21 protein-coding genes and 1 riboswitch are annotated in these 20613 nt (G+C 71.4%); of the genes, 9 read left to right on the forward strand and 12 right to left on the reverse strand.

What is annotated here, in order from left to right:
- The first annotated feature begins 60 nt into the window (after positions 1–60).
- From ACZ7CH_RS33010 to ACZ7CH_RS33025, 4 genes are all read left to right on the forward strand, one after another.
- On the forward strand, positions 61–756 hold the full coding sequence (locus tag ACZ7CH_RS33010; RefSeq protein WP_458430746.1) for an NUDIX hydrolase: 696 nt from the start codon (positions 61–63) through the stop codon (positions 754–756).
- Between the two features lie 10 nt (positions 757–766).
- On the forward strand, positions 767–1447 hold the full coding sequence (locus tag ACZ7CH_RS33015) for an LON peptidase substrate-binding domain-containing protein (RefSeq protein WP_360390433.1): 681 nt from the start codon (positions 767–769) through the stop codon (positions 1445–1447).
- A gap of 260 nt (positions 1448–1707) precedes the next feature.
- Positions 1708–2952 carry an MFS transporter gene (locus ACZ7CH_RS33020; RefSeq protein ID WP_470370685.1) on the forward strand — a complete coding sequence of 415 codons (1245 nt, stop codon included), beginning with the start codon at positions 1708–1710 and terminating at the stop codon, positions 2950–2952.
- Positions 2949–3671 (forward strand): putative hydro-lyase, encoded by a 723-nt coding sequence (locus ACZ7CH_RS33025; protein ID WP_360390439.1) that lies wholly within the window; start codon positions 2949–2951, stop codon positions 3669–3671. Before ACZ7CH_RS33020 ends, ACZ7CH_RS33025 begins: the two co-directional genes overlap by 4 nt.
- Before the next feature lie 21 nt (positions 3672–3692).
- Here the strand turns inward: ACZ7CH_RS33025 and ACZ7CH_RS33030 are convergent, their stop codons facing one another.
- The 4 genes from ACZ7CH_RS33030 to bioD form a co-directional block, all read right to left on the reverse strand.
- A complete protein-coding gene (locus ACZ7CH_RS33030) occupies positions 3693–4286 on the reverse strand; it encodes a DUF2567 domain-containing protein (protein ID WP_360390441.1) in 594 nt (197 codons plus the stop codon).
- Between the two features lie 14 nt (positions 4287–4300).
- Positions 4301–4498, reverse strand: coding sequence for a biotin synthase auxiliary protein BsaP (gene bsaP / locus ACZ7CH_RS33035; protein WP_360390444.1), 198 nt, complete (start codon positions 4496–4498; stop codon positions 4301–4303).
- Positions 4498–5514 carry a biotin synthase BioB gene (gene bioB / locus ACZ7CH_RS33040; protein ID WP_360390446.1) on the reverse strand — a complete coding sequence of 339 codons (1017 nt, stop codon included), beginning with the start codon at positions 5512–5514 and terminating at the stop codon, positions 4498–4500. Before bioB ends, bsaP begins: the two co-directional genes overlap by 1 nt.
- Before the next feature lie 70 nt (positions 5515–5584).
- Positions 5585–6304, reverse strand: coding sequence for a dethiobiotin synthase (gene bioD, locus ACZ7CH_RS33045; protein ID WP_360390448.1), 720 nt, complete (start codon positions 6302–6304; stop codon positions 5585–5587).
- A 36-nt stretch (positions 6305–6340) separates the two neighbouring features.
- Here bioD and ACZ7CH_RS33050 point away from each other — a divergent pair, with 36 nt between their 5' ends.
- Entirely contained in the window at positions 6341–6583 is a 243-nt protein-coding gene (locus ACZ7CH_RS33050; protein ID WP_360390450.1) for a glutaredoxin family protein, read from the forward strand.
- Here the strand turns inward: ACZ7CH_RS33050 and ACZ7CH_RS33055 are convergent.
- Both ACZ7CH_RS33055 and ACZ7CH_RS33060 read right to left on the reverse strand, forming a co-directional pair.
- Positions 6556–7758 carry an adenosylmethionine--8-amino-7-oxononanoate transaminase gene (locus ACZ7CH_RS33055; protein ID WP_470375749.1) on the reverse strand — a complete coding sequence of 401 codons (1203 nt, stop codon included), beginning with the start codon at positions 7756–7758 and terminating at the stop codon, positions 6556–6558. The genes ACZ7CH_RS33050 and ACZ7CH_RS33055 overlap by 28 nt on opposite strands.
- 64 nt (positions 7759–7822) lie before the next feature.
- Positions 7823–9028 (reverse strand): cytochrome P450 family protein, encoded by a 1206-nt coding sequence (locus tag ACZ7CH_RS33060; RefSeq protein ID WP_360390453.1) that lies wholly within the window; start codon positions 9026–9028, stop codon positions 7823–7825.
- A 156-nt stretch (positions 9029–9184) separates the two neighbouring features.
- On the opposite strand from ACZ7CH_RS33060, the gene ACZ7CH_RS33065 reads away from it, so the two are divergent.
- Positions 9185–10039: an AsnC family protein gene (locus ACZ7CH_RS33065; protein WP_458430743.1), complete on the forward strand. Its 855-nt coding sequence runs from the start codon at positions 9185–9187 to the stop codon at positions 10037–10039.
- A 134-nt stretch (positions 10040–10173) separates the two neighbouring features.
- Here the strand turns inward: ACZ7CH_RS33065 and ACZ7CH_RS33070 are convergent, their stop codons facing one another.
- Positions 10174–10938 carry an inositol monophosphatase family protein gene (locus ACZ7CH_RS33070; RefSeq protein ID WP_470375737.1) on the reverse strand — a complete coding sequence of 255 codons (765 nt, stop codon included), beginning with the start codon at positions 10936–10938 and terminating at the stop codon, positions 10174–10176.
- A 24-nt stretch (positions 10939–10962) separates the two neighbouring features.
- On the opposite strand from ACZ7CH_RS33070, the gene ACZ7CH_RS33075 reads away from it, so the two are divergent.
- The gene (locus ACZ7CH_RS33075) at positions 10963–11862 is read left to right on the forward strand and encodes a LysR family transcriptional regulator (protein WP_470375738.1); all 900 of its coding nucleotides are present in this window, start codon (positions 10963–10965) and stop codon (positions 11860–11862) included.
- Here the strand turns inward: ACZ7CH_RS33075 and ACZ7CH_RS33080 are convergent.
- The 5 genes from ACZ7CH_RS33080 to ACZ7CH_RS33100 all read right to left on the reverse strand — a co-directional run bounded on the left by ACZ7CH_RS33080 (position 11836) and on the right by ACZ7CH_RS33100 (position 17229).
- Positions 11836–12444 (reverse strand): NAD(P)-dependent oxidoreductase, encoded by a 609-nt coding sequence (locus ACZ7CH_RS33080; RefSeq protein ID WP_470375739.1) that lies wholly within the window; start codon positions 12442–12444, stop codon positions 11836–11838. The genes ACZ7CH_RS33075 and ACZ7CH_RS33080 overlap by 27 nt on opposite strands.
- A gap of 84 nt (positions 12445–12528) precedes the next feature.
- Positions 12529–13413 carry an RluA family pseudouridine synthase gene (locus ACZ7CH_RS33085; protein ID WP_360391465.1) on the reverse strand — a complete coding sequence of 295 codons (885 nt, stop codon included), beginning with the start codon at positions 13411–13413 and terminating at the stop codon, positions 12529–12531.
- 41 nt (positions 13414–13454) lie between these two features.
- A complete protein-coding gene (lspA, locus tag ACZ7CH_RS33090; RefSeq protein ID WP_360390466.1) occupies positions 13455–14174 on the reverse strand; it encodes a signal peptidase II in 720 nt (239 codons plus the stop codon).
- A gap of 23 nt (positions 14175–14197) precedes the next feature.
- On the reverse strand, positions 14198–15529 hold the full coding sequence (locus ACZ7CH_RS33095; protein ID WP_470375740.1) for an aminotransferase class V-fold PLP-dependent enzyme: 1332 nt from the start codon (positions 15527–15529) through the stop codon (positions 14198–14200).
- Positions 15530–15563: 34 nt separating this feature from the next.
- Positions 15564–15678, reverse strand: a riboswitch (SAM riboswitch).
- 72 nt (positions 15679–15750) lie between these two features.
- Entirely contained in the window at positions 15751–17229 is a 1479-nt protein-coding gene (locus ACZ7CH_RS33100; protein ID WP_470370690.1) for a potassium/proton antiporter, read from the reverse strand.
- A gap of 133 nt (positions 17230–17362) precedes the next feature.
- On the opposite strand from ACZ7CH_RS33100, the gene ACZ7CH_RS33105 reads away from it, so the two are divergent.
- Together ACZ7CH_RS33105 and ACZ7CH_RS33110 are read left to right on the forward strand one after the other, a co-directional pair.
- Positions 17363–18295, forward strand: coding sequence for a M28 family metallopeptidase (locus tag ACZ7CH_RS33105; protein WP_458430738.1), 933 nt, complete (start codon positions 17363–17365; stop codon positions 18293–18295).
- Between the two features lie 134 nt (positions 18296–18429).
- The gene (locus ACZ7CH_RS33110; protein ID WP_470375741.1) at positions 18430–20517 is read left to right on the forward strand and encodes a TIR domain-containing protein; all 2088 of its coding nucleotides are present in this window, start codon (positions 18430–18432) and stop codon (positions 20515–20517) included.
- Positions 20518–20613: the final 96 nt, after the last annotated feature.

A 20613-nucleotide genomic window follows, 5' to 3' on the forward strand; every position in this document is an offset into this window, starting at 1 on the left:
ATCCGGGGTTTTCGCCTATTGGTCGAAAACGTGGCCGATAGTATCAGCCGGGTGGCAGGTGTGGGGCACGAAGTTCTGGCAGCCGTGCTGCGGGTGAGAGGTGCGTCACTCCAGGTCATGCTGTGGGAACGCGCGCGGGAGCCGCACGCTCACCGCTGGTCGCTGCCGGGTGGCGGCCTGCGGGTGGACGAGGACGTGGAGTCGTCGATCCGCCGCCAGCTCGCGGAGAAGGTCGACGCGCGACAGTTGTCTCACGTGGAGCAGCTGGCCGTCTTCAGCGCCCCCGGCCGCGTTCCCGGTCCCCGCGTGGTGGCGACGGCGTTCCTCGGCCTGGTCCCCTCCGACGTCGACCCGGAGGTGCCGGCGGACACGGCGTGGCACTGCGTGGAATCGCTGCCGCTCATGGCGTTCGACCACTCCGCGATCGTGCACCGGGCCCGCCACCGGCTCGCCTCGAAGCTGTCGTACACGAACCTCGGCTTCGCGCTGGCGCCACCGGAGTTCACCATCTCCCTGCTGCGCGACCACTACTCCGCGGCACTCGGTTACCGGGTCTCCGCAACGAACCTGCAGCGCGTGCTGTCGCGCCGCCTGCTGCTCGAACCGACCGGCGGCACCGCACCGCCCGGACCGTCCGGCGGCCGCCCCGCCGCACTGTTCCGGTTCAGCGCAAGGGGAATCAAAGTCACCGATCCGTTCGCCGTGCTGAGACCGCCGGGATCCGGCCGTCCAGCAGGCGGGGGTGGCACCCCGTAACGTTGCACGCGTGGCTGAGACGCTCCCCCTGTTCCCCCTGGGCACCGTGCTGTTGCCCGGTGCGTCTTTGCCGTTGCACATCTTCGAGCCGCGCTACCGCCAGCTCGTCGTGGACCTGATGACCGGCACCCTGTTCGGCCGCACCTTCGGCGTGGTCTGCATCAAGGAGGGCTGGGAGGTCGGCGCCGACAACGTCCGCTCCCTGCAGGACATCGGCTGCTCGGCGGACCTGCTCGACGCCCGCCCGCTGCCGGAGGGCCGCTTCGACATCGTCACGCGCGGGGTGCGCCGCTTCCGTCTGCTCGACGTCGACACCACCACCGCCCCGTACCTGCTCGGCAGCGTCGAGTACCTCGACGACGTCCCGGTGCCCGAGGCGGCGCTGGAGGTCGTGCCGATCCTGGAACGCGGGGCCCGCGCCGCCCACGAGCGCTACTGCGGCGCCGCCTGGCACCGCGAGGACTGGTCGGCCCCGGCCGCGGACGTGGAGCTGGGCGCGTTGTCGTACCTGCTCGCCGCCGACTGCCTGCTGCCGGTCGACGACCGCCAGCGGCTGCTGGAGGAGACGTCGCCGGCGCGGCGGCTGCGGCTGGTGCGCCGGATGCTGCACCGGGAGACCGGGATCTTCAGCGCGCTGAAGGCGGTTCCGGTGCCGTTGACCGAGTTCGGCCACGTGCCGAACCCGAACTGACCGCCCGGCATCTGCAAGTACCACCAACCCGACATCAACAGGCTCGTAACTACCTCCAACTGGTTCGGCGCGCGCCGAACCAGTTGGAGGTGCTCAGCGACGGTTTGATCAAGAGTTGGTGGTACTTGCAGATGCCGGAGAAGCAGGGTGGGAGCGCCGGAGGGATCGTTGGATTGTGGTCTTGTGGGATTGTTGAACAATCCTTACAGTGAGGGCCACATCACACCCCACCACTCCTCCACCACGCTGCGAGGTGTCCCATGAGCACGACCACGACCGAGGAGACAGGGCGCGCTGCCTGGTTCCGCAGTCTCGGCGCGAAGGGCAAGCGCGCCTTCATCGGTGCGTTCGGCGGGTACGGGCTGGACTCCTACGACTACTGGGTCCTGCCGCTGAGCCTGGTCGCGATCACCGGCTACTTCGGCCTCACCAAGGCCGAGGCCGGGTTGCTGGGCACCAGCACGTTGCTGATGAGCGCCGTCGGCGGCGCGGTGGCCGGGGTGATGGCCGACCGGTTCGGGCGGGCGAAGACGCTGGTCATCACGGTGGTGGCGTACGCGTTCTTCACCGTGCTGTGCGGCTTCGCGACGAACTACGAGACGTTGCTGGTGTTCCGGGCGTTGCAGGGCCTCGGGTTCGGCGGTGAGTGGGCGGCCGGGGCGATCCTCGTGGCCGAGTACTGCAAGCCGAAGTACCGCGGCCGCACGGTGGCGTTCGTCCAGAGCGCGTGGGCGGTCGGCTGGGGGCTCGCGGTCGTCGTGAACGCGCTGGTCAGCTCGCTCGCGGACCCGAGCTGGTCGTGGCGGGTCATGTTCTGGACCGGCGCACTGCCCGCGGTCCTCGTCTTCTACGTGCGGCGCAACGTCGACGACGCCCCCGAGGTCGCGGCGCAGCCCCGGCCGCGCGGTACGTTCCCGCAGATCTTCCGGGGGCCGATCCTCAAGACCACGCTGTTCGCCGCGCTGCTCGCGACCGGTGTGCAGGGCGGTTACTACACGCTCGCCACGTGGCTGCCGGCGTTCCTGCAGACCGGGCGCGGGCTCACGGTCATCGGCACCGGCGGGTACCTCGCGTTCCTCATCACCGGCGCGTGGATCGGGTACGTGTGCGGCGGCTACCTCACGGACCGCCTGGGGCGCAAGAAGACCTTCGTGCTCTTCGCGGTCGCCAGCGCGCTGCTGATCGTGGCCTACACGCAGATCCCCAACGGTGCCAACACATTGGTCATGTTCCTGGGCTTCCCGCTCGGGTTCTGCATGAGCGCGATCTTCAGCGGGTTCGGCAGCTACCTGTCCGAGCTCTACCCCACGCGGCTGCGCGGCACCGGCCAGGGCTTCACCTACAACTTCGGGCGCGCGTTCGGCGCGGTGTTCCCCGGTCTCGTCGGGTTCATGGCCGACCGGCTGGGCATCGGCGGTGCGATGCTGTTCGGAGCGGCCGCCTACGGGATCGCGGTCGTGGCGCTCATCTGGTTGCCCGAGACGGTGAACGAGGAGCTGGGATGACGACGGCGGGCAAGGCACCGGGACTCGCGCAGGCCAACCTGATCGCCGTTCCCAGGGACTGGGCCTACGACTTCCTCCTCTTCACCCACCGCAACCCCAAGCCGTGCCCCGTGCTCGACGTCCTCGACGCGGGCGAGACGGTCAGCTCGCTCAAGCCGGACGCGGACGTGCGGACCCACGTGCCGCGCTACCGGGTCTGGGAGCACGGCGAGCTGGTGGCGGAACCGGAGAACGCGACCGGGCACTGGCGCGCCGACCTGGTGACGTTCCTGATCGGCTGCAGCTTCACGTTCGAGACGGCGCTGAAGAGCGCGGGCGTGCCGCTGCGGCACGTCGAGCAGGGCCGCAACGTCGCCATGTTCGTCACGGACCTCCAGTGCCGGCCGGCCGGACGGCTGCACGGGCCGATGGTCGTGTCGATGCGGTGGGTGCCGGAGTCCCTTGTGGACATCGCGCACAAGGTCACCGCGCTGATGCCGTCGGTGCACGGGGCCCCGGTGGGCACCGGCGACCCGCGCATGCTCGGCATCGAGGACGTGCACGCGCCCGACTTCGGCGACGCGGTGGAGCCGGAACCCGGTGACGTGCCGGTGTTCTGGGCGTGCGGCGTGACCCCGCAGGCGGTGCTGATGCGGTCGCGGCCGCCGTTCGCGATCACGCACGCGCCGGGGCAGATGTTCGTGACCGACATGCCGGACTTCGCCTACCGCGTCGGGTAGGCAGCCGGGGAGGGTGGCGCCTCAGCCGAGGCGCCGCCCCAGGTCGTCCAGGCCGTTCCAGGCCGCGCAGCAGCCGTAGGTCAGCGCCGCCGCCAACGGCCACGCGAGAACTCCCCACCACGTCTCCAGCTGCGGCGCGAACTGCACGACGTCGTAGGGCTGGGCGGTGGCCGGCTGCGGGTACATGCCCTCCACGGTCTTGGTGCCCTGCCACTGCATCAGCGCCGCCGCGCCCAGCGAACCCAGCGTCATCGCGAACATCACGACCGGTCCGCGGCGCTGGCGCAGCATCCAGACCGCGATGCCGGTGACGGTGCCCGCGCCGAGACCGATGACGACGAACACCATCAGCGCGTCCAGCCGGTGGTAGCTCTCCACCCCGAACGGCTGGAAGCCGACACCCTCCTGCGGGGAGGCGACCTTCGTCTGCGGCGGGGCGAGCCACGCCCACAGGAACGCGGCCACCATGCCGAAGACGGACGTCGTCAGCAGCACCGACAGCCCCGGCAGCAGGTCGCGCTTCACGACGACCTTCGGCCGCGGCCGGACGTAGTGGTAGACGTACGGCGGCTCCGGCACGGGTTCGATGCGCACCGGCGCTGCGATGTCGTCCATGTCGCGGAAGGTTACTACCGAGCCGACGTCGTCTCGCCGTGACGGCTGCAGCGCGCCGTCCAGCCGTCCGGGGTCACCTGGACGACCATCCGGCGGGCGCACTCGGCGCAGTAGCGCGGCGGGTCGATCAGGGACAGTCGCTGACGGCAGAACGCGTGGTCGCCGTCAGCTTCCTCTTTGCCGCAGAACGAGCAGTACACGGTCGTGACCATCACAGGGTCTGGCTCAGCGCCTTGATGGGCATCGACAGCTCTTCGAGCATGTCGAGGTCCTGCTGCGCCGGGCGGCCGAGGTTCGTCAGGTAGTTGCCGACGATGATCGCGTTGATGCCGCCGAGCATGCCCTGCTTCGCACCCAGGTCGCCGAACGTCAGCTCACGACCGCCGGCGAACCGCAGGATCGTGCGCGGCAGCGCCAGCCGGAACGCGCCGACCGTGCGCAGCGCCTCGGCGCCCTCGACGACCGGGTAGTTCTCGTACGGCGTGCCGGGGTTGGGGATGAGGAAGTTGAGCGGCACCTCGTCCGGTTCCAGCTCCGCGAGCTGCACCGCGAACTCGGCGCGCTGCGCGAGCGTCTCCCCCATGCCGATGATGCCGCCGCAGCAGACCTCCATGCCGGCGGCGCGGATCATCTTCAGCGTGTCCCAGCGCTCCTCCCAGGAGTGCGTGGTCACGACCTCCGGGAAGTGCGAGCGGGCCGTCTCCAGGTTGTGGTTGTAGCGGTGCACGCCCATCGCCACGAGCTCGTCGACCTGCTCCTGCGTGAGCATGCCGAGCGAGCAGGCGATCTGGATGTCGTTGCCGTCGGCGCGGATGGCCTTGATGCCGTCGCGGACCTGCGAGAGCAGCCGCTTGTCCGGGCCGCGCACGGCCGCGACGATGCAGAACTCGGTCGCGCCGGTGTCGCGGGTCTGCCGCGCCGCGCGGACCAGGCCGGGGATGTCGAGCCACGCCGAGCGCACCGGTGAGGGGAACTGGCCGGACTGCGAGCAGAAGTGGCAGTCCTCCGGGCAGCCGCCGGTCTTGAGCGAGACGATGCCCTCGACCTCGACCTCGGGACCGCACCAGCGCTCGCGGACCTCGTGGGCCAGCGCGAGCAGCTCGGGGACGCGGTCGTCGGGGAGCTCGAGCACCCGCAGGACCTGTGCCTCGGACAGGCCGACTCCTCGTTCGAGCACCTGCTCACGAGCCTCGTCGAGCACGTCGATCCGTTCCGGGGCTGCGGTCACTGTCTCTCCTCCTCCTGTGGCCTGGCGTGCACTATGCCGCACTGAATCCTTCATCGTGCAGCGACGTAGGTCACTGGACCGCGAACTGAGCGGCGAACGTGTCCGGGTCGAACGCACCGCCGAACCAGGGCGAGAACGACCTCCTGGCCACCGCCAGGAAGTCCGGGGCGCCGAGCTTCGTCACCCCCTGCGGGAGCGCGCCGAGCAACGGGGCACCGGCCGCTTCCGGCAGGTCCGCGAGGTTCGTGAGGGACGCGAGGTCGGGGTGCGGCGGCCAGCTGCCCACGACGACGCCGATGGCCTCCAGGCCGCGCCGCTGCAACGCCTCGGCGGTCAGCGCGGTCGTGTTGAGCGTGCCGAGCCCCGCTTGGGCGACGACGAGCACCGGCGCGTTCACCGCCCACGCGATGTCGGCCAGGGTCGAACCGCCCTCGTCGAACCGCACGAGCAGCCCGCCGGCTCCTTCGACGAGCACCAGGTCGTGGTCGGCGTCGAGCTCCGTCACGGCCGCGGCGACGTCCTTGGGGTGCACGGTGGCCATGCCGGCGCGCCTGGCGGCGGTGGCCGGCGCCAGCGGGTCGGGGTATCTCGCCAGCTCACGCGTCGTGACGTCGCCCGCCAGCCGCGCCACCTCGGCCACGTCGCCCGGCTCGCCGGGCAGCAGACCGGTCTGCGCGGGCTTGAGCACCGCGACCCGTCTGCCCTCTGCCCTGGCCAGCGCCGCGATGCCCGCGGTGACGGCGGTCTTGCCGACCTCTGTCCCGGTTCCGGTGATCACCAGCACGCTCACAGGCACTCACCTTAGAACTTCACCTACGGTGACGGCATGGCTGATGAACCGATCGTGATGTACGGCGCCGAGTGGTGTGGCGACTGCCGCAGGGCCAAGTCGTGGCTGACCCGCAACAACGTGGCTTTCACCTACGTCGACGTGGAGCACGACGACGAGGCGCGGGACAGGGCCGTCGAGATCTCCGGCCGCAAGAACATCCCCGTCGTGGTGCTGCCGAACGGCGAGTTCCTGGTCGAGCCGTCCGACACTCAGCTGGCCGCCGCGATCACCCCGTGAGCGATCTGCGCGATGTCGTCGTCCGTGCTGATGAACGGCGGCATCGTGTAGACGAGGTCGCGGAACGGCCGCAGCCACACCCCGGCGTCCACCGCGGCCTTCGTGGCCCGTGCCATGTCCACGGGCTCGTGCAGCTGCACGACACCGATGGCTCCCAGCACGCGCACGTCCTTCACACCCGGCAACGCGCGCGCAGGCTCCAGTCCGGCTGACAACCCGGCCGAGATGCGTGCGACCTCACGCTTCCAGTTCTGCGACAGCAGCAGGTCGATCGAGGCCAGTGACACCGCCGAGGCGAGCGGGTTGCCCATGAACGTCGGCCCGTGCGCGAGCACCGGCACCTCGCCCCGGCTGATCCCGTCCGCGACCCGCGGCGTGCACAGCGCGGCGGCCATCGACAGGTACCCGCCGGTCAGCGACTTGCCTACGCACATCACGTCCGGGCTGACGTTCGCGTGGTCGGCGGCGAACAGCTCGCCGGTGCGCCCGAACCCGGTGGCGATCTCGTCGAACACCAACAGCACGTCGTGCGTGTACGCGAGCTCGCGCAGGACGTGCAGGTAGCGCGGGTCGTGGAAGCGCATCCCGCCGGCGCCCTGCACGACCGGCTCGACGATGATCGCGGCCAGCTCGTCCGCGTGCTGCTCGACCACGTCCGCGAGGTGCTGCACGTACGCGGTGTCCAGCTCCGCCGGTGGCGCGTCGGCGAACACCTGCGCCGGCAGGACGCCGCGCCACAGCGAGTGCATCCCGCCCTCGGGGTCGCACACGGACATGGGGGTGAACGTGTCGCCGTGGTACCCGCCGCGCCACGTGAGCAGCCGCCGCTTCTCCGGCCGGTTGCGCGAACGCCAGTACTGCAGGCACATCTTCACGGCGACCTCGACCGCCACCGAACCGGAGTCGCACAGGAACACGTGCTGCAGCTCGGCGGGCGTGACCTCGACGAGCCGCGCGCAGAGCCGGACGGCGGGCTCGTGCGTGAGCCCGCCGAACATCACGTGGCTCATCCGCCCCAGCTGGTCGGTGACGGCCGCGTCCAGGACCGGGTGCCGGTAGCCGTGGATCGCGGCCCACCACGACGACATGCCGTCGACCAGCTCGCGACCGTCGGCGAGCGTGAGCCGGACACCCTCCGCGGACTCGACGAGCAGCGGCTCCTGGGTGCCCGGCATCGGGCCGTACGGGTGCCAGACGTGCGCCTGGTCGAGCTTCAGCAGGTCGTCCACCCGCGTGACATTAGGCGAGCTTGACCGGCAGGGTGAGCAGGCCGCGGATCAGCGTGCTGTCCCGCCACGCCAGGGTCTCCGGCTCCGCCGCCAGCGACAGGTCAGGGAACCGGGCCAGCAGCTGGGTGAGCGCCACGTCGAACTCCAGCCGGGCCAGCGGCGCGCCCAGGCAGAAGTGCAGACCGTGGCCGAACGCCACGTGCCCCTGCGCGGAGCGGGTCACGTCGAGCCGGTCGGGGTTCTCGTACTTGGCCGGGTCCCGGTTGGCGGCGATCAGCGACACCATGACGAGCTCGTCGGCCGGGATCTGCACGCCGCCCAGCTCGATCGGCTCGGTGGTGTAGCGGAAGGTCGCGATGTTGACCGGGCCCTCCAGCCGCAGGAACTCCTCGGCGCTGGCGGGGATCAGCTCCGGCCGGTCCTTCAGGACCTGCAGCTGGTCGGGGTTCTTCAGCAGTGCCAGCACGGCGTTGCCGATGAGGTTGACCGTCGTCTCGTGGCCGGCCACGAGCAGCAGGAACGCCATCGACACGAGCTCTTCGGTGTTGAGCCGGTCACCGGAGTCGTCGGCGTGCACCAGCGCCGAGAAGAACGTGTCGTCCGGTTCGGCGGCGCGGACCTTCTCGACGTGCTGGAACAGGAACTGCGCCATCGCGCCGGCGGCGTGCTGGATCTGCTCGGGCGTGCCGAACGACAGCAGCGTGTTCGACCACCCGCGGAACTCCTCGCGGTTGTCGATCGGGATGCCGAGCAGCTCGCAGATCACCGTGATCGGCAGCGGGAACGCGAACTCCTCCAGCAGGTCCACCTCGTCGCCGTCGTTCATCCGCGCGATGAGCTCTGCCGCGATCTCGTTGACGCGGGGCCGCAGCAGCTCGATGCGGCGTGCGGTGAACGCCTTGGTGACGAGCTTGCGCAACCGGGTGTGGTCCGGCGGGTCCATGTTGAGCATGTGGACCGAGAGCGAGGACTCGAACTCGCCGCGCCGCGCGTCCGGCGGGGTGTGCTTGTCGAAGACGGACCGCCCGACCGTGATGTCCTTGCTGATCCGCGGGTCGGTGAGGGCGATCTTCGCTTCTTCGTGACGGGTCACGAGCCAGACCTTCAGTCCACGGGGCAGGTGGACCTCGTGCACGGGTGCCTCTGCGCGCAGCAGGTCGTGCGCCTCGTGCGGGTTCTGGACGTAGTCGTCGGGCAGCTTGGTGAGTGTTGTCACCCCACCCAGTTAACCCCGTTAACTCCTGGCTCGCCACTCTTTCCCACTCGATCCGGTACGCGCTGTGACGCCACCCCCGGAGGACCGGCGTGACCGTGATCGCGCTGGGGCCGGGCGGTGACGCGAAGATCAGGAGCGGGGGGTAGCGTTCTTTTCGTGGTGGCCCCTGATCCCGTTGACGCCCGTTTGCTGGCCATGCTCGCCGACTCGGGCCGTGCCGCCGTGCACGAGATCGCCCAGCGCCTGGGCATGGACCCGCGCGAGGCCGCCATGCGCCTGATCACCCTGTCCGGCAGCGGTCTGCCGCTGCTCGTCGGTGTGGAGTGCGACCCGAACGGCATCCGGCGCGCGCTGGCGAACGCCGCCGCCTACGGCAACTACCAGGGCCCGCCCCCGTCCGGCGCCTACGCCGTGCACCAGAGCGGACCCCACCACGTGAGCGGCCCGCACCCGGTCGCGCCGCCGCAGCCCCAGCCCGGCCCGCAGTCCCAGCCCTTCCCCGTGCAGCAGCAGCAACCGCCGAACCCGTGGGGCCCGCCGCAGTCTGCGGGCTGGGTCCGCGCCGACCAGCCGCAGCCCCGGCCGATGTCGCGCACCGGCAAGGTCGGCACGACGCTGGAGGCGGACAGCCTGGAAGGCGCCCGCCTGTCCATCCAGCTCGTCGAGGTCGTCGACCCGGCCGACTTCCTGTTCACCGCCGCCGGCTACAAGCTGGCCGAGGGTGAGCGGGCCGTGGTCGTGCACACCGAGGTCACCAACGCCTCGCAGGTCCCGTTCACCTCGTTGCCGGACATGTACCTGGTCCTCGTGACCAGGACCGGCGAGACCGTCACGAAGGCGCCGGTGTCGCTGTCCTCGCGGCCCGCGCACAAGCTCGGCGTGCAGCCGGGTGAGACCGCAGGCGGTCACACGGTGTTCGTGCTGCCGGACACGACGGACCTCACCCAGGTGCGGTGGAGCGTGCGCCCCGAGGTCGACGTCAACACCCTCGTGTGGACCGTCGAGGACTGACCCCTCGCAGGCGCCTCGCGCGTTGTTGGTAGTAGAAAAGTGCCTGTTGATGTTGAGTTGGCGGTACTTGCAGACGCCGTTGGAGCCAGGGGCTGAGGCGGCTTGGACGGAGCGAGCGGGGATTGGTGACCTGCTCAGGACAGCACCGTCAACGCCGCCGCGTGCACGCCCGGTGCGGCAGCCAGGTATTCGCGGGTCGTCAGCTTCCACGGCGTGCCGTCGAGGTCGGTGACGACACCGCCCGCCTCTTGCACGAGCAGCACACCGGCGGCGTGCGCGCGCACGTTGTCGTACTGCCAGTGCAGGTCCATCCGCCCGGCGGCGACCTGGGCGAGCTGGTGGGTCACCGGCACGGAGATCCGCACGTACAGGGCCTCCTTCGCCATCGCGCTGCAGGAGGCGCCGACCCGGTCGGCCATCTCCGGCCCCTGCCCCGGCTGGGCCTGCCCGGTCCCGGCCAGCGCACCGTCCAGCGAGGTCTTCGCGGACACGCGCAGCCGCACCCCGTTGAGGAACGCGCCCTCGCCCTCGGCCGCGGTGAACATCTCGTCGAACAATGGGAAGTACACGGCGGCCAGCACCGGGCGGCCGTCGCGGACGAGGCTCACGCCGATGTTCCAGTCGGTCATGCCGTGGACGGCGTTCATGTTGCCGCCCACCGGGTCGACGAGCCACCACTCGCCCGGCTCCAGCGGGCCGGAGCCGTGCTCGTCGTCGAGCCAGCGCGCCTGCGGCCGGATCGCGGCGAGCTCGGGGCGCAGCAGGTCGACGACGGCCGCGTCGTTGGCGCGCACGCCGGCGACGACCGCGTCGAGGTCTGCGGCGCGCGACTCCGGCGAGTAGCGCTTGAGCATCCGGGCTCCTGCGCGGCGAACGGCCGCGACGAGTTCCGCGTTCACGGTTCCTCCATACGATGTCTGTTCATGCAAGCGGATCTGAACCTGCTGACCGTGCTCGACGCCCTGCTCGAGGAGGGCAGCGTGATGGGCGCGGCCGAACGGCTGCACCTGTCGTCACCCGCGGTCAGCCGCACGCTGGGGCGGATCAGGAAGGTCACCGGAGACGACATCCTGGTGCGCACCGGTCATTCGATGACGCCGACGCCGTACGCGCTCGGGATCGCCGACGAGGTGCACCGGCTGGTGCGCCAGGCCAACGCCGTGCTGGCACCGAGTCGTGCGCTCGACCTGGCCCAACTGGACCGCACGTTCACCGTGCGGTGCCACGACGCGCTGGCCTCGTCACTGGTGCCGGCGCTGGTCGCCCGGGTCGCGGAACGGGCACCCGGTGTGCGGTTGCGGGTGCTCGCCGAGCACTCCGGTGACACCGACGACCTGCGGCACGGCCGGGTCGACCTGGAGCTCGGCGGCGGCGCACCGGCGTTGCCGGAGTTCCGGTCGGAGACGCTCGGCCACGACCCGCTGGCCGTCGCGCTGCGCCCGGACCACCCGTGCGCGGGCGGGCTCGACCTCCCGGCGTACGCGGCACACCCGCACGTCGTGGTGTCCCGCCGCGGCCGGCTCACCGCGCCGATCGACGACCTGTTGGCAGCGGAAGGCTTGCAGCGCAGGGTGATCGCGACGGTGGCGACCGTCCACTCCGCACTGCAGATCGCGGTCGCGAGCCACGCGCTGGTCACCACCACGGCGATCCTGTGCCGCCCGCTGATCGAGGCGTTCGGGCTCGTCACCCTGCCGTTGCCGGTCGAGTCGCCGCCGGCACCGGTGAACTGCAACTGGCACCAGCGCTACGACTCCGACCTCGCCCACGCGTGGTTGCGCGAGCAGGTGCGGGCGTCATTCGCCGAGGTGGTCCAGCGGTAGCGCGACGGCACCGGCGAACCGCGGCGACTCGGCCTCGTCGAGCATCGCCGCGGCCACGGTCTCGCGGCTGACCTGAGCGGTGAGGTCGAACGGCGGCGCGGCGTCCAGCCCGACCGTGCGCCGCTCGGCGCTGAGCGGCCCGTCGGAGAGCACACCGGCGTGGAAGACCGTGCCACCGGCGGCGAGGACGGTCTCGTCGGCCGCCACCTTGTCGGCGATCCGGTCGCCGAGGAACTTCTCCAGCACACGGCCACCATCACCGGCGGCCGCGCGCGACGGGCCGGTGCCGTACGCGCCGAGCCAGATGACCCGTTCCGGTCCGGCGGCGACGACGGCCTTCGCACCGTCGAGCAGGACACCGGGCCGGTCCGTGCCGAGGCCGGAGAGGACGACGGTGCCCCCGGCGACGGCGAGGCTCGCCGGGTCGGCCACGTCACCCGCGACCTTGCGCAGGTCCGGGTGGTCGAGCGCGATCTTGCCGGGATCGCGGGCGATCGCCGTGACCGCGTGGCCGCGGGCCAGGGCCTGCCGGGTGAGGGCGAGGCCGGTGCGGCCGGAGGCGGCTAGGACGGTGAGGTTCATGCCGAGAACGCTATGAGCGGCACCGATCAACATCAAATGAAACGTCGTCAACCGGTGATTTACCCAGACGCAATCGGCCTGCGGTCAGCCTTCCTCGCGCAGCTGCTCCAGGGACGCGGCGAGGTCCGCCGGGTACTCGGAGGTGTAGGTGACCCACTCGCCCGTGCCGGGGTGGTGGAACCCGAGCTGGCGCGCGTGCAGCCACTGCCGCGCCACGCCGAGCCGCTTGGCCAGCGTGGGGTCCGCGCCGTAGGTCAGGTCGCCCACGCACGGGTGGTGCAGCGCCGAGAAGTGCACGCGGATCTGGTGCGTGCGGCCGGTCTCCAGGTGCACCTCGACGAACGACGCCGCGCGGAACGCCTCGATCACCTCGTAGTGGGTGATCGACGGCTTGCCGGAGTTCATCACGGCGAACTTGTAGTCGTGCTTGGGGTGCCGGTCGATCGGCGCGTCGATGGTGCCCTTGATCGGGTCCGGGTGGCCCTGGACGATCGCGTGGTAGACCTTGTCGACGGTCCGCTCCTTGAACGCGTGCTTGAGCGCCGAGTACGCCGACTCGGACTTCGCGACGACCATCACGCCGGTGGTGCCGACGTCGAGGCGGTGCACGACGCCCTGGCGCTCCGCGGCACCCGAGGTCGCGACCCGGTGACCGGCGGCGGCGAGACCGCCCACGACGGTCGGGCCGGTCCAGCCCGGCGAGGGGTGCACGGCCACGCCGACGGGCTTGTCCACGACGATGATGTCGTCGTCCTCGTGGATCACGACCAGGCCCTCGACCGGGATGGCCTGCACGGTCACCGGCTGCGGCGGGGCCGGCAGGGTGATCTCCAGCATCGCGCCGGCCGTGAGCCGGTCGGACTTGCCCACGACCCGGCCGTCGATCAGCACGTCGTCGGCGTCGGCGATGGCGGCCACCGCGGTGCGGGACAGGCCCAGCAGCTTCGCGAGGCCCGCGTCGACGCGCATGCCGTCCAGACCGTCGGGAATGGGCAGCGTTCGGTATCCGCTCACGCGTCGATCTTCTCCTTGTGAACCGTCCCGTCGTAGTCGTGCTGCAGCAGCGCCAAGACGATGATCGTCGCGCCACCGCAGACGATCGCCATGTCGGCGACGTTGAACACCGGCCACACCTGGCCGAACGGGTCGAACAACGACAGGAAGTCCACCACGTGGCCGCGCATCGGGCCGGGCGCGCGGAACAGCCGGTCGGCGAGGTTGCCGACGGCGCCGCCGAGCACCAGCCCGAGACCGACCGCCCAGGGCGTCGAGCGCAGGTCGCGCGCGATCCAGGTGATGAAACCGACGACCCCGAACGCGATCAGCGCGAGGATCCACGTCCACCCCTCGGCCAGCCCGAAGGCGGCACCGGGATTGCGGACGAACGTCAGGTGCAGCAGCCCGCCGAACAGCTGGATCGGCTCTGACCGCTCCAGGAACGCCACGGAGAGGACTTTCGTGAGGACGTCCAGCGCCAGCACACCGGCGGCCAGCACCGCGAGGTAGGTGGTCCGCGGCTCCGGCAGCGAGCCGGTGATCGAGAACTCGGGTTCGGCGTCCGGCTCGGAGACCGTCAGCGCCCGCTCGGGCTGCTCGGTCTCGCGCCGGTCCTCGGCCTCGGCGGTCACCACAGGCGCGACCTGCGGTTCCGCGACCGGTTCCGGCGCGCTGGGCTGCTCCTCGGCAGTCTCGTCAGCGGCCTTCGCCGGGGCCTTGGACTCGTCACTCACCAGGTCATTGTCCACTACCTGGACTACGCGAGGAACGGCGGCAGGGTTCGGCTGTCGTCCTCGGCCACCCAGCGGCCGTCGCGCTGCGCGTAGGTCCACTTCGGACCTTCGGTGACGAGAGTGCGCAGCGCGGCCACCAAACGGTCCACGTGCTCGGCCGTCGTCCCGAGACCGATCGACGCGCGCACGGCGCGGTCTTCGTGCGAACCGGCCTTCTTCACCAGACGTCCCACGACCACATGGGCGCAGAACGCGCCGTCACGCACGCCGACGCCGTACTCGGCCGACAGCGCCGCCGCGAGGAAGCCCGCGTCGAAGCCGGGGACCGTGAAGCTCACGACGCCCACGCGGTCGACGTCGGTGAGGATCGAGAGCTCGCGCAGGCCGGGGATGGCGCGCAGGCCGTCCCGCAGCCGCTGCAGCAGCTCCTGCTCGTGCGCGATCGTCTGCTCCCAGTGCCGCGACAGGATCTCGCAGGCCGCGGCCAGCGCGTGCACGCCGATGACGTTCGGGCTGCCCGCCTCGTGCCGCTCCGGCACCGCGGACCACGCGACGCCGAGCCGGTCGCCGTGGTCGGTCACCTTCGCCGTGGCGCCGCCGCCCACCAGGTAGGGCTGGGCCTGCTGCAACCAGTCGGACCGGCCGACGAGCACACCGGCGCCGAACGGCGCGTAGATCTTGTGGCCGGAGAACGCCAGGTAGTCCACGCCCAGCTCACGGGCGTCGATCGGGCGGTGCGGGGCGAGCTGCGCGGCGTCGAGCGCGATGCGGGCGCCGTGCCTGCGGGCGACCTTCGCGAGCTCGGCGACCGGCCACAGCTCCCCCGTGACGTTGGACGCCCCGGTGACGATCACGAGCCGAGGACCGACCGGGGCGGCGGCCAACGCCCGGTCCAGCGCGACGAGTGCCGCGCCGGACGAGGAAGGAGTGGAGATGCGCTGCACGTTCGGCCCGCGCCAGGGCAGCAGCGCGGCGTGGTGCTCGCTGTCGAACAGCACGACCGCGGTGCCCTTGGGCACGCTGCGGGCCAGCAGGTTCAGCGCGTCAGTGGTGTTGCGGGTGAAGACGACGGCATCGGTGGAACGCGCACCCACGAACCGCCGGACGCGGTCACGCGCCTGCTCGTAGACGCGGGTCGACACCTGGGAGGCGAAGCCGGCGCCGCGGTGCACGCTCGCGTACCAGGGCAGCAGCTCGTCGACGGCGTCGCGCACCTCCCGCAGGCAGGGGGCGGAGGCGGCGTGGTCGAGGTTGGCGTAGGTGACGCGCTCTCCGGTCACCAGCGGGACGCGCAGGTCGGAACCGACGACGGAGGGAACCTTGGTGGTGGTGTCCGGGGTGATCGCGAGCGTCATCGAGCTGCCTCCTGGGCCGGGGGGCCTTCTCGGAGGCCCGCGCTTGACCGGCGCCCTGCGCGCCGGACCAGGTCCTCACCAAGGGCACCCCACCGCGGTTGGAGGGTTGCCGGCCAGCAAGCTTGGGCTTGACGCTGGCTCTCATGACCTGCCGACGACGTTAGCGGGCGCGTCACGATCCGTCGACACCTGATCACATCGTGAGAAGCGTCGGGGACCGACTATTCGCCGGTCTCGCCCTTCCACCGCGCGTAACGACCGGCCCGGTCCACGGCGCGAACCCGCCGTTCGGTGGCGTCGCGCGCCTCTTCTGTGGTCACGATGAGCAACTGGTCGCCGGTCTGCAGCCGGGTCGTCGGAAGTGGCGTGAAGCTCTTGCCCGAGCGCACCACGAGGCTCACCGTGGCGCCGGTGGGCATGCGCAGCTCGGTCATGTAGACGCCGTGCAGCTTCGACCCGCGCTGGATGTGCACCTGCAGCAGCTCGGCGCCGAGCTCGTCCAGCGGCGAGGAGTCGACCTGGACCTCCTGCGGCTCGCTCGCGTTGACCAGCCCGAGCCGCCGCGCGAGGAACGGCAGCGTCGTGCCCTGCACCACCGTGAGGACGATGACCAGCAGGAACACCGCGTCGACCAGCTCGCGCGCACCCTCGACGCCCTGGATGAGCGGGATCAGCGCGAACACGATCGGCACCGCGCCGCGCAGCCCCGACCAGGAGAGGAACGCCTGTTCCCGCCACGGCACCTTGAACGGCAGCAACGACAGCACCACCGACAGCGGGCGCGCCACGAACGTGAGCACCACGCCCGCGATCAGCGCGGGCACCAGCACGTCGAGCAGCCGGGACGGCGAGGCGTAGAGGCCGAGCAGGACGAACAGGCCGATCTGGGCCAGCCAGCCGAGCCCCTCGGCGAACGACAGGGTGTCGGCGCGGTGCGGCAGCCGGGCGTTGCCCAGGACCAGCGCGGCGACGTAGGTGGCGAGGAAACCGGACGCGTGCGCCAGGTCGCCCGCGGTGTAGGCGATCACGCAGACGGCGACGGTGGCGAGCGGGTAGAGGCCGGTGGCGGGCAGGGCCGCGTGCCGCAGTCCCGTGCCGCCCAGCCAGCCGAGCGCGACGCCGATCAGCGCGCCCGCTCCCAGCTCGTAGAGCACCAGCAGCGGTGCCGTCCACGAGATCTGGTCGGACGAGGCGAGCAGCACGACCGCGATGTAGACGGGCGCGTCGTTGAGGCCGGACTCCAGTTCGAGCGCGCCGGTGAGCCGTGCCCCCACCCCCAGCGACCGCAGGACGCTGAACACGGCCGCCGCGTCCGTGGACGACAGCACCGCACCCCAGAGCAGCGCCATCCGCCAGTCGAGGCCCAGCAGGTGGTGCAGCGCGGTTCCGGTGATGGCGACGCTCACCGCAACGGCCACTGTGGACAGTGCGACGCCCAGCCAGAGCGAGGTCTTGACCGCGTGCCACCGGGTCGTCAGGCCGCCCTCGGTCAGGATCAGCACCAGCGCGGCGATCCCGAGGGACTGGGTGAGGCCGGCGTCGTCGAAGTCGATGCCGAGCACCGACTCGCCCAGGAGCACGCCGATGCCCAGGTACAGCAGGAGTGAGGGCAGCCCGAGGCGGATCGACACCCGGACCGCGATCACGGAGATCAGCAGGACCGCGGCACCGACGCCCAGGACAACCGTGACATCACCCACCCGGACCATTCTGGTTGATCACCACCGAGTTGAACTAATCCGACGCGAAACCGACCTTCGCCCCTAGCGCGGCTCATGCACGGCAGAGCATGTTGATCAGTGGCTCAATCCCTACCCTGCACGGAGTTGAACCATGAGGATCCTGATCGCGCTGGCGGCCGCCCTGACGGTGGCCGGAACCGCGCCGGCGCAAGCGGCCGCTCCGGCGGTCCTGGCAGCACCCGACATCAGCGTCGCGAACGTCCAGGCGCACCTGAACCAGCTCCAGTCGATCGCCACCGCCAACGGCGGCAACCGCGCCCACGGCAGGCCCGGTTACCTGGCCTCGGTGAACTGGGTGAAGGGCAAGCTGGACGCGGCCGGCTTCACCACCCGCGTCCAGTCGTTCACCAGCAACGGCGCCACCGGCTACAACCTGATCGCGGACTACCCCGGCGGCGACGCGAACAACGTCGTGATGCTCGGCGGTCACCTCGACAGCGTCAGCGCCGGTCCCGGCATCAACGACAACGGCACCGGTTCCGCCTCGATCCTGGAGGTCGCCCTCCAGGTGAAGGCCACCGGGTTCGCTCCCACCAAGCACCTGCGCTTCGCCTGGTGGGGCGCGGAGGAGCTCGGCCTGGTCGGTTCCACGTACTACGTGAACTCGCTGTCGACGACCGAGCGTTCGAAGATCAAGACCTACCTGAACTTCGACATGACCGGCTCGCCGAACCCCGGCTACTTCGTCTACAGCGCGTCCGGCCAGCCCTCCGGCTCCCTCGCGCTGCAGCAGCGGCTGCAGGCCGGGTTCTCCTCGATCGGCGTCCAGACCGAGCTGACCAGCGTCGGCGGCCGGTCCGACCACGCCGCGTTCGCCCGCGCCGGCATCCCGGTCGGTGGCACGTTCACCGGCGCCGAGGGCATCAAGACCTCGGCCCAGGCGCAGAAGTGGGGCGGCTCCTCCGGTGTCGCGTTCGACCGGTGCTACCACCGGTCCTGCGACACCTCGGCCAACGTCAACGCGACCGCGTTGGACCGCAACGCGGACGTGATCGCCTACACCCTGTGGGCGACGGCGGCCTGATCGCGTTCTGAACACCCGCACGGCCGCACCGGGTCCTGCCCCGGTGCGGCCGTGCGGCGTTGTGGCCCGGTTCCAGTGCACTCCTGCTGCATTTGCCCCTGTTCGTGGCGGCGCCCGACCGCGATCATGGGCCGGTGACCGGGGTGGGGGCGCAACGGGTTTTCATCAGCTACTCACGGCGGGAGTTCCACTTCGCCGAGGAGGCGGCGGCCGTGCTGGGGGCGCGGGTCGGCCTCGACCCGTGGCTCGACGTGCAGCGGCTGCGGCCGGGCACGGACTGGGCCGCGGCGCTGGACGAGGGCCTGGAGCAGGCCGACGCGCTGCTGTTGCTGGTGTCGCCGGCCGCGCTCGCCTCCGCGTACGTGCGCCACGAGTGGACGCGCGCGCTGGAGCGCGGCATTCCCGTGCACCTCGGTGTGGTCGAGGCCGCCGTGCTGCCGCAGGAGCTCGCCGGTCTGCCGGTGCACGACCTGCGCACCCGGTTCTGGGACCGGACCGCCGGGCTCGCGGTCGCCATCGCGTCCGGACGGGCGGAACCCGGTGGCAGCGCGCCACTTCCGAGCCGGTGGGGGTGGCCGCGGATGCCGGTGCCGGTGCTCGCGGTGTTCCTGCTGCTGGTGGTGACGACCGCCGTCCTCGGGTGGGCGTTCGCGCTGCTGGCGGTGACGGACGTGCGGATCACCGGGCTCACGTTCGACCCGTTCGGCGGCACCGGGTGGACCCGGCAGAGCGCGTTGCTCGCGTTGCGGCAGAAGTACTGGCTGACGATGCTGTTCCTGTTCACGGGCTTGACGGCGATGGTGTTCGCGGCGCTGACCGGGGTGGTCCTCGCGGGCGCCGGTCTGCCGCGGCGGCGCAGCCGGTTCAGCGCGTTGCTGTTCGCGTTCACCTCCGCCGCCGGATCGGCGCTGGCGCTGGGCTACGTGGCGCAGGTGGTCGTGGGGACCGCGCCGTTGCCGGGGCTGCCCGAGAACGTGTTCCTCGACCGGTCGCTGCGTTACGAGCTGTACGCCATCCCGCCGGAGGTGGCCGGTGCGCTGGAGACGATCACCGTGCTGCTGGTCGTGGTGGTGCTGTGCGGTCTGGCGGGCACGGCCCTGGTGCTCCGCTCCCGTGTCCTGCGGCTGTGGCTGCCGACCGGCTCGGGCACCCGCCGCACCCGCCTGCCGCCCATGACCCGCGCCGAGCACCGCGAGCTCCTGGCGGGCTGGCCCGCCTACCACGAGGCACTTCCTGCGGACCGGAAGGGCCGCAACCCCTGGCTGGTCCTCACCCAGTTCCTGGCGCAGCGCGGCGTCCCGTCCGAGTCGCGGGACGGGCCGTCCGTCGGGGTGCGGTGCCTCGCGCCCGCCGACGAGCCGGTCGCCGACGAGATCAGGGCGGCCTGCCTGCGCGCGGGCCTGACCAAGTCCTCCTCGCCCCGGTGGACCCTGGTGCTGGTCAGCGCGCAGGTCCCGTGGGAGGAGGCGGCCGAGGCGATCCGCTCGCTCGGGCCCGGCGCGATCGGCGTGCTGCTGGACCCGCTCGCGTTGCCCGCCGACGACGAGGACCTGCGCCGTCACCAGTGGCTCGACTTCCGCGAACGCCGCTCCGACACCCTGCTGTTCCTGCTGTCGTCGTTGCGCTCACCGGCCGCGGCCGCCGTCGAGGACGGCATGGCACCGACCCCGCTCGTCCCCAACCGGTTCCTCGCGCCGCCGGAGGTCCGCGCGTTCCTGCAGTACGGCCGCACCCTGCCCGCGTTCGCCGCGGCTTTCGCGGTGGTGTACCTGGCCTTCCACCCGTCGGCCTGGCAGTCGGCCGTGCTGTGCGCCCTGGCGGCGCTGCTGGTCTGGCGCCACACCGCCCTGAACCGCGGGGTGGTGACGCGGCGGTGCACCGCGACCGCCTTCCGCCGCGGTTACTGGTCGGCCTGGCTGCTCTTCGCGCTGTGGACCGGCGTGGCGGTGTCACTGCTGTGGACCCCGGTCGACGGCGTCCAGCCCGGCCGCGGCAACCCCGCGGTCCTGTACCCGATCGCGCTGGTGCTGCTGATCGTGCTGCTGGCCGACACCGTGCTCTTCGCCCTCTACCTGCCCCTGCGCACCCGCTGGCTCCCCCTCGTCGTCGCGGGCGGGCCACCACCGCGCACCCGGACCGACGCCTGGACGGTGTTCCCGGCCCTGACGGCCGCGGCCGGTGCGATGTCGGCCATGTCGGTGCACCTCGTGGGGCTGCCCTAGCTGTACTGATTCGTGACGTTGTTGATGTCTAGGCGGTCAGTCGGGTGATGGGTGGCTGGCCGCCGAGGGCGGTGTGGGCGCGTCGTGTGTTGTAGT

It is taken from the genome of Lentzea sp. NPDC037011 (assembly GCF_055607425.1).